Genomic DNA, 12,444 nt, shown 5'->3' with positions numbered 1-12,444 from the left:
AATAGTCATGGCTTGAATACACACAAGCCAGCGCGAAGGCTGGCTTGTGGGGGCTTCCTGCGAAAAGACCGCTTACTCGGCTTCGTCAGGTGCCTGGGCTGGCTTGACGGCCTCTTCATACGAGACCGACTTGTCAGTCACAGTCGCTTTCTGCAGAACAGTATCCACAACTTGTTCTTCAAGCACAACCGAACGCACTTCGTTCATCTGCTGGTCGTTCTTGTAGTACCAGGCGATGACTTGCTCAGGCTCCTGGTAGGCCGAAGCCATCTCCTCGATCATCTCGCGAACCTTGGCATCGTCTGGCTTGAGGTCGTATTGCTTGACCACTTCTGCCACGATCAGGCCCAGCGCAACACGGCGCTTGGCTTGCTCTTCGAACAGCTCGGCCGGCAATTGCTCAGGCTTGATGTTGCCACCGAACTGCTGAACCGCCTGCACGCGCAGACGATTGACTTCGTTTTCCAGCAAAGCCTTTGGCGCTTCGATCGGATTGGCAGCCAGCAGACCGTCCATGACCTGGTTCTTGACCTTGGTCTTGATGGCTTGGCGCAGCTCACGCTCCATGTTCTTACGAACTTCGGCGCGGAAGCCTTCCAGGGTCGATTCCTTGATACCGAACTGGGCGAAGAACGCTTCGTTCAGCTCAGGCAGCACAGGGGCCGACACGCTGTTGACGGTAATGGTGAACTCGGCGGCCTTGCCGGCCAGGTCCAAGTTCTGGTAGTCCTCTGGGAAGGTCACGTTGACGACGCGCTCTTCGCCAGCCTTGGCGCCGACCAGGCCGTCTTCGAAGCCTGGGATCATGCGGCCGGAGCCCAGCACCAACTGGGTACCTTTGGCCGAGCCACCGGCGAACGTTTCACCGTCAACCTTGCCAACGAAGTCGATGTTGAGCTGATCATCGGTTTGCGCGGCGCGCTCGACGGCTTCGAAGCGCGTGTTCTGCTTGCGCAGCACTTCCAGCATCTTGTCCAGGTCAGAATCGGCGACTTCGGCGCTCAGGCGCTCGACGGTGATCGACTCGAGGCCGGCAACGGTGAACTCCGGGAATACTTCGAAGATCGCGACGAACTCCAGGTCCTTGCCTTTTTCGAACGACTTCGGTTCCACGGACGGCGCGCCGGCAGGGTTCAGTTTCTGCTCGACAATGGCTTCGTAGAAGGAAGCCTGAACCAGATCACCGAAGGCTTCCTGGCGGGCATCGGCCTCGAAGCGCTGACGGATCACGCTCATGGGCACCTTGCCGGGGCGGAAGCCGGCAACCTTGGCGCGCTTGGCAGTCTGCTGCAGACGCTTGTTGACTTCGTTCTCGACGCGCTCAGCCGGAACGGCGATGGTCATGCGGCGCTCGAGAGCGGAAGTGTTTTCAACAGAAACTTGCATGGATATTCCTCGTTGCACAGACGTTAGCCGGCGTTAGCCCGACTCCAGAATCAAGGGCAAGCATTCTAGTGAGTCGCGCAGCAGAAGTCACCCCACTCGGGACGACCTGAAACAACGCCGGTCGATTAACTTTCAAGGGCCGCACGGCGAACCGCGCGACCTGTTTCCAAGAAGCCTGGCCAGACATTGCAACGATCACTTGCCGCAACATCTTGCTCAACAAATACACCTTGAACTGCACGCCCCTTATTCGGGCTCTATCTCGTTGAACTCGCAGTACTCCTCCCAGGACAACCCCAGCGCATCGGCCACCTCCCGGTGGGTCTCAAGGCGCATGACCCGCAATTGTTCCGGGGTTTCGGCGATCAGCTCAAGTGCGAGCTCCCAGGGCTGGATACCTTGCTCTTCAGCGGCATCCTCGAACGCCCATTGAATTTGCTGCGCCTGCTCACGCGCATCCAGCGCGCGGATCTCTTCGAGCAAGTGAGGGTTCGCTTCGGCGAAACGCTGCAGCGCGGCAGCCTGGCGGGCTTCTTTTGCGATCATTGGCTATGTCCTGGTACTTCCCGCTTCATCGGGTTTCAACCGGCTGAAATCTATCAGCTTTTATTGGGACGAAACCAGCGGATTGCAAGGGCGGCCTGCAATAAATACTGACGCCACGGCCCGAGGCAGCGCTGCCGAGCCATTAGGCAAGCCGGGTGCCTGGGAGCGAGCCAGTCCAGCGCGTTGACCGACCTGATCATCACAGGATCGACCGGGTCGAACACCCACACAGGATCCGGGCGCACCAAAAAACAAAAGGCGCCCGATCTCGCGATCAAGGCGCCTTTCGTATTAAAGATGGGGTGGACGATGGGAATCGAACCCACGACAACTGGAATCACAATCCAGCGCTCTACCAACTGAGCTACGCCCACCATATTGCGGTGTAACGGTACTGCCTGACTGAAGCATGGTGCGGACGAAGAGACTCGAACTCTTACAGCTTGCGCCGCTGGAACCTAAATCCAGTGTGTCTACCAATTTCACCACGTCCGCGTAACGCTTAAAACAAAGGCGCCAGTTACCGCGCGGCGCCTTCGAAGAATATGGGGTGGACGATGGGAATCGAACCCACGACAACTGGAATCACAATCCAGCGCTCTACCAACTGAGCTACGCCCACCATAACGCGTTCAAACACCTTGCTTGCCAAAGCTGCCTAAGTGGCGCACCCGGCAGGACTCGAACCTGCGACCATCCGCTTAGAAGGCGGATGCTCTATCCAGCTGAGCTACGGGCGCTTAAGCTTGAAGCCTAACCGAACAAGACACTGACAGCTCACTGCCAAACGACTCATTCTGCCCGACTTCGCCAACCAGTGCTAGGCTGTGCCCGACAAGTGCGGCGAATCTTATAGCCGACCCCTGGGGTCGTCAACAACTTTCTAAAAAAAATTTAAATTATTGAAGGGGTTAGGGCATTTGCCCGACCGCCCGCCTTTGCCCTCCAGCCATGTCGTGCGAGAATACGCGTTCTTTATTGTTCCCCTTCCGATGGTTAATCACGCGTCTATGACTGCACAACTAATCGATGGCAAGGCGATTGCCGCCAAGCTGCGCCAGCAAATCGCTCAACGTGTCGCGCAGCGGCGCCAGGAGGGCCTGCGCACGCCGGGCCTGGCAGTGATTCTGGTCGGCACCGACCCTGCCTCCCAGGTCTACGTCTCGCACAAGCGCAAGGATTGCGAAGAAGTAGGCTTCCTGTCGCAGGCCTTCGACCTGCCTAGCCACACCACGCAAGAAGCGCTTACTGAACTGATCGATCGCCTCAATGACGACCCGTCCATTGACGGCATCCTGCTCCAACTGCCGCTGCCCGCGCACCTCGACGCGTCGTTGCTGCTCGAGCGCATCCGCCCGGACAAGGATGTGGACGGCTTCCACCCCTATAACGTTGGTCGCCTCGCACAGCGCATCCCGCTGCTGCGCCCCTGCACACCCAAGGGCATCATGACCCTGCTCCAGAGCACCGGGCAGGACCTGTACGGCATGAATGCCGTGATCGTCGGGGCCTCGAACATCGTTGGCCGGCCAATGGCGCTGGAGTTGTTGCTCAGCGGCTGTACGATCACCGTGTGCCATCGCTTCACCCAGGACCTGGCAGGGCATGTCGGGCGCGCGGACCTGGTGGTCGTTGCCGCCGGCAAGCCTGGGTTGGTCAAGGGTGAATGGATCAAGGAAGGTGCCATCGTCATCGACGTCGGTATCAACCGTCAGGAGGATGGCAAGCTGGTGGGCGATGTCGTCTACGAAACCGCCCTTCCCCGTGCTGGCTGGATCACTCCGGTGCCAGGCGGCGTAGGGCCGATGACCCGCGCCTGCCTGTTGGAAAACACCTTGTATGCGGCCGAAACGCTTCACGGCGATTGAGGCAAGCGAGCATGGCGGCCCTGCCGTCATTGCTTGAGCGACGGGCGGTTATCTACCGCCCCATCCTCATTCAGGCGAATTCGATTATTGGCCAGCCTGCCCGCCCTGCCGCTGCGTTTAGTCACCGCTAATCGCGCACCTCTGATATCGAACGCCAGACTCCTCTCGGCTCCACCTGCCAGCGCGTGACAATTGGCACTACATGGGTCAGCTAACAATCCATTGCCCCATTGGGTTTCCAATAACCACAGATGCGCTAAACCCGCGGGCCTGCGCAAGCCTCATCACATCCCCTTGGGGTCTGTATCTAAAACGCTTTCGCGTTGAATGCTGCCCTCCATGGCAAGCTTATTGCTGCCTGTAGCATGTTGCCTGAGCGCTAGGCCCTCTGATGGGTGAGCTGATACTTACTGCACTCCAACAGAGCATTGAGCGTTTACATGCACCATGACTGGTCAGACCGGTAAGGCCAAAAAAGCTTGCACTGCGCCGAAAATAGGCGTTTTATGGCCAAGCGCTGAACAAACCGGTAAGACCACAATAATTAAGTCCTGCGCTCATTTGCCCCGTGCGGCCAACGAAGCAAGGACACCGACCTGAGATCACTCCCATGCTCAAATGGTGCTCGCGTTCGATCTTCCTTCAAGTCGTGCTGGGCCTGGCCCTTGGCGTTGCCTGCGGCCTGAGTTTCCCCGACCTTTCCTTGCAGCTCAAACCCCTCGGCGATGGCTTCATCAAGCTGATCAAGATGCTGATCGGCCTGATCGTCTTTTGCGTAGTGGTCAGCGGCATTTCCGGTGCCGGTGACCTGAAGAAGGTCGGTCGCATCGGCCTCAAATCGGTCATCTATTTCGAAGTGCTGACCACGCTGGCGCTGGTCATCGGCCTGGTGTTCGCGTTCACCAGTGGTATCGGTAGCGGCGCCAACATCCACCTCGACCAGTTGTCCGGCGCTGATGCCAACAGCCTGGCCGAGCGTGGTCAGCATATCCATGGCGCCACAGCGTTCTTTATGGACCTGATCCCCACTTCGGTGGTAGGTGCCTTTGCTGACAACAACATCCTGCAGGTACTGTTGTTCTCGGTACTGTTCGGCAGCGCGCTCAACCTGGTGGGCGATTCGGCTGCGGGCATTTCGCGGCTGATCAACGAGCTTAGCCATGTGATCTTCCGCATCATGGGCATGATCGTGCGTCTGGCGCCCATTGGCGTGTTCGGCGCCATCGCCTTCACGACCAGCAAGTACGGCCTGGAGTCACTCCAGCATCTGGGCGGCCTGGTGGCGTTGTTCTACCTCACCTGCGCAGGGTTCGTGCTGATCGTGCTGGGTACCGTCATGCGTTTGTCGGGGCTGAAATTGCTGCCCCTGATCAAGTATTTGCGCGAAGAGCTGACCATCGTCCTGGGTACGGCTTCTTCCGATGCCGTGCTACCGCAGATCATGCGCAAGCTCGAACACCTGGGCATCGGCAGCTCAACGGTCGGGCTGGTGATTCCAACCGGCTATTCCTTTAACCTTGATGGTTTCTCCATCTACCTGACCTTGGCCATTGTCTTCATCGCCAATGCCACCGGTACGCCCCTGGCGATGACAGACCTGCTGACGATCTTGCTGGTTTCACTGGTCACGTCCAAGGGCGCGCATGGGATTCCAGGCTCGGCGCTGGTGATACTTGCCGCGACACTGACTGCAGTCCCTGCGATCCCGGTGGTGGGCTTGGTACTGGTACTCGCTGTGGATTGGTTCATGGGCATCGGACGCGCGTTGACCAACCTGATTGGCAATTGCGTTGCCACCGTGGCCATCGCCCGCTGGGAAAAAGACATCGACCTGGAGCGCGCTCAGAACGTGCTCGACGGCAAGCCTGGCTTTGCGCACAACCCGCGTAAGCAGCCTGCAGCCCACCAACAGGAATTCTGAAAGAAAAGGGCCGGCTCGCATGCCGGCCCCTGAAGGAGCGAAACGTGATCAGCTCATCAACCGTCGTCAACGCTGTGGTGGAAAAGCTGCGTCAAGCCCTCGCCCGTGGCCAATGGCGCAGTGGCGACATGCTCCCTGGCCAGCGAGAATTGGCCGAACAATTGGGCATCAGCCGCCCGAGCCTGCGTGAGGCGGTCATCGTGCTCGAGACCCTTGGGCTGGTGCGCGCTTTGCCAGGCAAAGGTGTGCTGGTGCTGGATGCCGATACAGCTACCTCGGCTTCGGCGCCCACTGCCAGTGCACAGGCCAGCCTCGCCGATGTGCTTGAACTGCGCTATACCCTCGAACCCTTCATCGTCGGACTGGTGGCCCAGTCGGCCAACAGCCAGGACATCGGCCAGTTACGGTTGACCTTGATGGACATGCGTGAAGCCCTTGAGGCCGATGACAGCGAAGCGGGCATGAACGCTTACATTGCATTCCACCAGGCGCTGTTTGCCCTGACCACCAACCCCATTTTCCAGAGCGTCGTACAGCAAACGGGCATTGCCCTGAAGCAAAGCGCGGACATGCTGCGCAATTCACCCGAGCACCTGGCTGCCCGTCTCAAGGAAAACGAAGCCGTGGTGCGGGCGATTCGTGAGCGCAATAGCACCCAGGCCAGCACCCAGATGCGGCAACACATTCTCGCCGAGGGTTTGCGCATGGGCATTGCGCTCAATGTGCCGGACGAACATCGGCACCCATAATCCAGGAGAGCAATCATGAAGGGTGCACATCACCTGCCCGACCTGCTTGCAGCCGGTGAGACCCGGCTTTGCGCCGAACAGATCTACCCACGGTTGTTCGATGCCATTCTGGAGCAACGCCTGCCGCCTGGCACTTTGCTGCCAGAGCAAGCGCTGGGCCAGGCATTTGGCGTGAGCCGTACGGTCATCCGCCGAGTGCTAGGCCGCTTGAGCGACCAGCAAGTAGTAGTACAACGCCCAAGCCATACGGCTCATCTGGTTGCGCCCGATCCGAATCAGGCACGTCAGGTACTGAGCGCGCGCCGGCTTGCCGAAACCACGCTGATAACCCTGGCCGTCGAACGCGCCCGCCCCGAGCAACTCAAGCAGCTGCGCCAATTGGTCGAGCGTGAACGCGTGCATCATGAAAAGGGCGAACGCTGCGCCGCTATACGTCTGGGTGGTGAGTTTCACCTGAAACTGGCCCAGGTGGCGGACAATGCTCCGTTGTCGCGCTTTCTCAATGGGTTGGTGCCCATGACGTCCCTTATCATCGCGCGATACGAGTCACCGTGCTGTGACCATTGCGCCTGGCAAGAACATGCAGCGCTGATTGAGGCGCTCGAGCGAGGCGATGCACAGTCCGCCCTCGCCCTGATGAACGAGCACCTTGACCGGCTTGAAGCCAAGCTTCGACTGGACTGAGCCAGGTGATTTCAGCGAACCTGCTGACAGCAGCGCCTCAAGTTGCTGCCATTGCCGAACTGGGCAGGCCGAACATTTTGTCGAAAGCCCAGTTGTAGGCAAAGGTATAGCAAGGCACCAGCACGATGAATGCCATGTCCACCAGCAGCGCATCGAGCAGGCTCATGTCCAACCACCACGCGATCAGCGGAATCAGGTAGATCACGAGGGTCAGCTGAAACCCTACTGCGTGCACTACGCGCCGAGCCACGCTGCGCCCTCGTGTGGCTTGCCGGCTTTCCCAATATTCAAACAGCGTGTTGTAGACCAGGTTCCAGATCATGGCGATGGTGGTGATCATCACCGCGAGCGGCCCCGTGTGAGAAGCCTGGGTGTCGGACAGGTAGGCAAGACCCAAGGTGGACATGCACAGGCCGATCAACTCGTAAAACGTCACATAAACCAGTTTGCGCTTCAAACCCTGCACTGCATCGACCTCATCTAAATAGCTTGGGCCGGGTATAGTGCGTCATTACATCTGACAACAAAAGTCAGCAGCTTTCAGCCTGACTGACAGGAGAAGCGTGTGTCATTTACCAGTGAAACTATCCAGGTTTTTCTCACCGTGCTGGACAAAGGCTCATTCTCTGCCGCCGCGCGCAGCCTGCAGCGCGTGCCCTCGGCGGTCAGCATGGCAATCGGCAACCTGGAGGCCGAGCTGGGCTACAGCCTGTTCCAGCGCGGAGCTCGCGATGTTCGACCCACAGTCCAAGCCCTTGCGCTTGAGCCCCATGCGCGGCTGATTGCCGAGCAGTTGGGTTTGCTGCAAGTGCATGCCGTAGAGCTCTCCGAGGGCCTGGAAAGCAACCTGACCCTGGCGGTGGTGCCGGACGTCGATCAGCAGTTGCTAATAGCGGCCATTGCCGAGCTCGGCCAACGTTATCCATTGCTCGAAGTCGCGATACTGAGTGCGCCGCAAGAACAAGCGCTGGATTTGCTGGACAGCGGTCGGGCCGACCTGTGCGTGGCATTTGCAGGTCTTCACGTCGACCCGCAGCGCGGGTTTCAGCTGATTGGCGTCGAGTCTCTGGTGGCGACCCTTGCTCCTCATCATCCGGCCGCACGGTCTGGTGTAATCCAGAACCTCGAAGACCTTACAGGCGTGCGGCAGATCCTGGTACGCAGCCGCGACCTGCCGTTGACCGACCCGCGCATGGTCATTGGTGCCACCCATTGGACGACCGACAGCTTCGATTTCGCCTTGCAGATGGTCGAGGCAGGCCTGGGCTGGGGTGATCTGCCGCTGTCCAGGGTCGCGCCGCTGCTGGACGCAGGCCGCCTGAAACGTTTGGCCTTCCAGAACACGCGCAACGAGCTGCAACTCCCGGTGCATGTGTTCTGGCGTAAGCAGCAACCGCTGCTCAAGGCTGCCAGGATGCTGGTCGAGCGGCTGGCCTTGAGGTGATCGCCGCTTGTCGAAAGCTGTGAGAAATTTCCGTAGGCGTATCAACCTTTTACCCGCCACGCCGATACCCCTTTGGACAGGGCTGACAGCGCACCACACCCGCGCTGTGCCCTCCCGTTAATGGCTCAAGGTCTCGAAACATGAACCTGAAATTTCGCCACAAGATTCTGCTCAGCGCCAGCGGCGTAGTGGTATTGGCATTCGCCTTGTTCACGCTGTACAACGATTACCTGCAACGCAATACGATCCGGCAGAACATCGAGGCATCGGTGGAACAATCCGGCGCATTGACCGCCAGCAGCGTGCAGAACTGGATGAGCGGGCGCATTCTTGTACTGGAAAACCTGGCGCAAGACATCGCCCAGCTCGGAACGGGGGATACCCTCGCTGGCCTGGTGGATCAGCCTTCCTATACGCGCAACTTCCTCTTCACCTACATGGGCCAGGCCAACGGGCTATTCACGCAGCGCCCGGATGCGCAAATGCCTGCAGACTATGATCCACGCAAACGCCCTTGGTACAGCGCAGCTGCCAACGCCGGCCAGACCTTGCTGACGCCGCCCTATCAAGCGGCTGTGGGTGGCCTGGTGGTCACGGTAGCCATCCCGGTCAAAAGCCGGTCAAACGGCGAGCTGCTCGGTGTAGTGGGCGGCGACGTCAGCCTCGATACACTGGTCGAAATCATCAACAGTGTCGACTTTGGCGGCATAGGCCACGCCTTCCTCGCCGACAGCGATGGCCAGGTGATCGTCAGTCCTGACAAAGACCAGGTCATGAAAAACCTCAAGGACATCTACCCTGGAACCAACCTGCGCGTTGCACCGGGTATGCAGGACGTCGTGCTCAATGGCCAGGAACGCTTGATCTCATTTGCGCCAGTGGCCGGCCTGCCCTCGGCCAAGTGGTACATCGGTCTTTCGATCGACAAGGACAAGGCTTATGCAGCCCTGAGCCAGTTCCGTACTTCGGCACTGATCGCCATGCTCATCGCGGTCGCTGCCATCGCAGGCCTGCTTGGCCTGCTGATTCCGGTGCTGATGCGCCCCTTGACCGCCATGGGACGCGCCATGCGTGACATCGCCGAAGGCGAAGGTGACCTGACCCGCCGGTTGGCGGTGCAGCATCAGGATGAGTTCGGCGAGTTGGCTACTTCTTTCAACCGCTTCGTTGAACGTATCCATGCCTCCATCAGCGAGGTGTCCTCGGCCACACGGCTGGTCCACGACCTGTCTGAAAAAGTCGTCAGCGCTTCCAATGCCTCCATCAACGGTTCTGAAGAACAAAGCATGCGCACCAACAGCGTGGCGGCAGCGATCAATGAACTGGGCGCCGCGACCCAGGAAATCGCGCGTAACGCAGCCGATGCATCGCAGCATGCGAGCGGCGCCAGTGAGCAGGCCCACGATGGGCGTGCCGTGGTGGAGGAAGCGATCAGCGCCATGACCTCGCTGTCGCAGCGCATCAGCGAATCGTGTGCACAAATCGAAACCCTGAACGCCAGCACCGACGAAATTGGCAAGATCCTGGATGTGATCAAGGGCATTTCTCAGCAAACCAACTTGTTGGCCTTGAACGCGGCCATCGAAGCCGCTCGCGCTGGCGAGGCCGGCCGTGGCTTTGCCGTTGTGGCTGATGAAGTGCGAAATCTTGCCCACCGTACGCAGGAGTCGGCCGAGGAAATCCATCGAATGATTACCGGCCTGCAGGTCGGCTCACGCGAGGCGGTGCATACGATGAATACTAGCCAGGTTTCCAGTGAGCAAACCGTCCAGGTAGCCAACCAGGCTGGTGAACGCCTTGCCAGCGTGACTCAGCGCATTGGCGAAATCGACGGCATGAATCAGTCGGTGGCCACCGCCACCGAAGAGCAGACTGCCGTGGTGGAAAGCCTCAACCTGGATATCACCCAGATCAATGCGTTGAACCAGCAGGGTGTGGAGAATCTCAACGAAACGCTGCGCCATTGTGATCAATTGGCCCAGCAAGCCGGCCGGTTGAAGCAGCTGGTGGGCAGTTTCCGGATCTGATTGTTTAACGTCGTATGGGGCAGCGCCATGATGCGGGCTGCCCCCAGTTATAACCTAATAACGAACAAGTCTATTTGGCTATAAAAAAATCTATATGCTGGCTGCATCCGATAACGGGCAAAGCTGGGCAGTCGAGTAGCGTATGGATGTAGGTTCTTTCGGTTTTACCATTGCAGGATTGGTCGTAGGGTTCATCGTTGGCATGACAGGTGTAGGCGGTGGCTCGCTGATGACGCCAATCCTGCTGTGGTTCGGGATCAACCCAGCAACGGCAGTGGGTACCGACTTGCTCTATGCGGCGATCACCAAGGCCAGCGGCGTATGGGTACATGCGCGTAACAAGAACATCGATTGGAAGATCACGGGGCTCCTCAGCCTGGGGAGCGTTCCCGCGGCTGCACTGACGCTGTGGTTCCTCAGTACGCTGCACACCGACACCACGGCCGTAAACGCGATCATCAAGCAGGGCCTAGCCGTTGTATTGATCCTCACAGCCTTGGCTATCTTGTTCAAATCGCGGTTACAGGCATTCGCTAGCCGCCACGCCGGTGACCATTACCATCTGAGCGATCGTAGCCTCAATACCCTGACTGTCCTGACCGGCGTCGTATTGGGTGTCATGGTAACGCTCACCTCCATCGGCGCTGGCGCACTGGGCACCGTCGCCCTCTTCCTGCTCTACCCTTTCCTGATCACACGTCGCCTGGTTGGCACCGAGATAGCTCATGCCGTCCCGCTCACGTTGGTGGCTGGGCTGGGTCATGCGGGCATGGGTAACATGGACTGGTCATTGCTCGGCTACCTGCTGCTGGGATCACTGCCGGGTATCTACCTGGGTAGCCACCTGACCGGGCGCATATCGGACCGCGTGCTGCGCCCGTGCTTGGCCGCGATGCTACTGTTGATTGGCTATAAGCTGGCGTTCTGAGGGCAGTTGATCCTCAACCGCCACTGGCCGCTGAAGCTCAATTCGATGCGTGACAATGGCAGGACATCGATGCGTTGGGCTGCCACCATTGGGCAGCCCAGCACCTGTACCAATACTGCACGCATGACCATTGGGTGAGTGACAGCGAACCATTCACCCGGCAGCTCAAAATCCTTCAGCCAAACGCTCATACGATGGCAGAGCGCTTGAAAAGACTCCCCTCCATGCACCTCGCTCGCGGGGTTCTCCAGCCAGTCGGCCAAGGCTGACGGCTGCTCGGCTTGTACGCGCTTTAACGCCAGCCCTTGCCATCGCCCCATGTTGCAATCCGCCAATCCTGACGCAATCGTTGCATCGCCCAAGGCCAGGGCGGTTTGCTGAGCGCGCTGTTCCGGCGCTGTCAGGATCTGAAATGTACCGTGCGGTACGCAGCGGCGGGGTACGGACACCAGCGGCTCTTCCGGTTCAGGGAAATACCCACGCTTTTGAGCCAGCGTTAGTCCATGGCAGATCATCGTCAGGCGAGTGGCTTTCACCTTTTGGGCCTCGAGGGTAGGAATGAATTCAGTTAGCCCCGAAGGCGATCATCCTAGTGACCTCGTCCGGAGCGGTATAGCCTACGCAGGATGATTCATTAATCACACACAGTTGTTGTTTTTCAACGCCCTGCTCACAGGCAGATGGAGAAGCAACGTTGAGACTTTTTGCAGCCCAAAGACAAAACCCCTACCTGCATACGCAGATAGGGGTTTTGCGAAATGAATCTTGACGATGACCTACTCTCACATGGGGAAACCCCACACTACCATCGGCGATGCATCGTTTCACTACTGAGTTCGGGATGGGATCAGGTGGTTCCAATGCTCTATGGTCGTCAAGAAATTCTGTAGC

General features: G+C 58.9%; 11 protein-coding genes, 4 tRNA genes, 1 rRNA gene and 1 pseudogene. 8 read left to right on the top strand and 9 right to left on the bottom strand.

Annotation, left to right across the window (positions count from 1 at the left end):
* Window positions 1-72: 72 nt before the first annotated feature.
* The 6 genes from tig to ACF8GB_RS13540 all read right to left on the bottom strand — a co-directional run bounded on the left by tig (window position 73) and on the right by ACF8GB_RS13540 (window position 2,672).
* Window positions 73-1,386: a trigger factor gene (gene tig / locus ACF8GB_RS13565; protein WP_058603779.1), complete on the bottom strand. Its 1,314-nt coding sequence runs from the start codon at window positions 1,384-1,386 to the stop codon at window positions 73-75.
* Window positions 1,387-1,632: 246 nt separating this feature from the next.
* Window positions 1,633-1,932, bottom strand: coding sequence for a DUF6388 family protein (locus ACF8GB_RS13560; RefSeq protein ID WP_058637417.1), 300 nt, complete (start codon window positions 1,930-1,932; stop codon window positions 1,633-1,635).
* Window positions 1,933-2,230: 298 nt separating this feature from the next.
* Window positions 2,231-2,306 (bottom strand) — tRNA-His (locus tag ACF8GB_RS13555).
* A 36-nt stretch (window positions 2,307-2,342) separates the two neighbouring features.
* Window positions 2,343-2,427, bottom strand: a tRNA-Leu gene (locus tag ACF8GB_RS13550).
* Window positions 2,428-2,478: 51 nt separating this feature from the next.
* Window positions 2,479-2,554 (bottom strand) — tRNA-His (locus ACF8GB_RS13545).
* A 41-nt stretch (window positions 2,555-2,595) separates the two neighbouring features.
* Window positions 2,596-2,672 (bottom strand) — tRNA-Arg (locus ACF8GB_RS13540).
* 270 nt (window positions 2,673-2,942) lie between these two features.
* Between ACF8GB_RS13540 and folD the strand changes: the two genes are divergently transcribed.
* The 4 genes from folD (at window position 2,943) to ACF8GB_RS13520 (ending at window position 7,154) form a co-directional block, all read left to right on the top strand.
* Window positions 2,943-3,800 (top strand): bifunctional methylenetetrahydrofolate dehydrogenase/methenyltetrahydrofolate cyclohydrolase FolD, encoded by an 858-nt coding sequence (folD, locus tag ACF8GB_RS13535; RefSeq protein ID WP_058603777.1) that lies wholly within the window; start codon window positions 2,943-2,945, stop codon window positions 3,798-3,800.
* A gap of 610 nt (window positions 3,801-4,410) precedes the next feature.
* Window positions 4,411-5,721 (top strand): C4-dicarboxylate transporter DctA, encoded by a 1,311-nt coding sequence (locus tag ACF8GB_RS13530; RefSeq protein WP_058603776.1) that lies wholly within the window; start codon window positions 4,411-4,413, stop codon window positions 5,719-5,721.
* Between the two features lie 44 nt (window positions 5,722-5,765).
* The gene (locus ACF8GB_RS13525; protein ID WP_058637419.1) at window positions 5,766-6,470 is read left to right on the top strand and encodes a FadR/GntR family transcriptional regulator; all 705 of its coding nucleotides are present in this window, start codon (window positions 5,766-5,768) and stop codon (window positions 6,468-6,470) included.
* Window positions 6,471-6,485: 15 nt separating this feature from the next.
* Window positions 6,486-7,154 (top strand): GntR family transcriptional regulator, encoded by a 669-nt coding sequence (locus ACF8GB_RS13520; RefSeq protein ID WP_196124796.1) that lies wholly within the window; start codon window positions 6,486-6,488, stop codon window positions 7,152-7,154.
* A gap of 37 nt (window positions 7,155-7,191) precedes the next feature.
* Here ACF8GB_RS13520 and ACF8GB_RS13515 read toward each other — a convergent pair whose 3' ends face one another.
* Complete coding sequence (locus tag ACF8GB_RS13515) at window positions 7,192-7,620, bottom strand: PACE efflux transporter (RefSeq protein WP_058603773.1); 429 nt, start codon at window positions 7,618-7,620, stop codon at window positions 7,192-7,194.
* A 99-nt stretch (window positions 7,621-7,719) separates the two neighbouring features.
* On the opposite strand from ACF8GB_RS13515, the gene ACF8GB_RS13510 reads away from it, so the two are divergent.
* From ACF8GB_RS13510 to ACF8GB_RS13495, 4 genes and pseudogenes are all read left to right on the top strand, one after another.
* Window positions 7,720-8,598 (top strand): LysR family transcriptional regulator, encoded by an 879-nt coding sequence (locus ACF8GB_RS13510; protein ID WP_058637421.1) that lies wholly within the window; start codon window positions 7,720-7,722, stop codon window positions 8,596-8,598.
* A 140-nt stretch (window positions 8,599-8,738) separates the two neighbouring features.
* Window positions 8,739-9,770 (top strand): annotated as a pseudogene (locus ACF8GB_RS13505) (cache domain-containing protein); the annotation flags it as partial.
* A gap of 114 nt (window positions 9,771-9,884) precedes the next feature.
* On the top strand, window positions 9,885-10,625 hold the full coding sequence (locus ACF8GB_RS13500; RefSeq protein ID WP_371259668.1) for a methyl-accepting chemotaxis protein: 741 nt from the start codon (window positions 9,885-9,887) through the stop codon (window positions 10,623-10,625).
* A gap of 142 nt (window positions 10,626-10,767) precedes the next feature.
* Window positions 10,768-11,553, top strand: a complete 786-nt coding sequence (locus tag ACF8GB_RS13495) for a sulfite exporter TauE/SafE family protein (protein WP_058603770.1) — start codon at window positions 10,768-10,770, stop codon at window positions 11,551-11,553.
* Here ACF8GB_RS13495 and ACF8GB_RS13490 read toward each other — a convergent pair.
* Window positions 11,535-12,089 carry a histidine phosphatase family protein gene (locus ACF8GB_RS13490; RefSeq protein ID WP_078478801.1) on the bottom strand — a complete coding sequence of 185 codons (555 nt, stop codon included), beginning with the start codon at window positions 12,087-12,089 and terminating at the stop codon, window positions 11,535-11,537. The two genes, ACF8GB_RS13495 and ACF8GB_RS13490, sit on opposite strands and share 19 nt — an antisense overlap.
* Before the next feature lie 227 nt (window positions 12,090-12,316).
* Window positions 12,317-12,432, bottom strand: a 5S ribosomal RNA gene (gene rrf / locus ACF8GB_RS13485).
* Between the last annotated feature and the right edge of the window lie 12 nt (window positions 12,433-12,444).

It is taken from the genome of Pseudomonas sp. xss_4, assembly GCF_043104125.1.
Taxonomy (GTDB): Bacteria; Pseudomonadota; Gammaproteobacteria; order Pseudomonadales; family Pseudomonadaceae; genus Aquipseudomonas; species Aquipseudomonas parafulva_B.
Note: the sequence above shows the minus strand (reverse complement) of the source record. Positions and strands in the feature narration are given on the sequence as shown.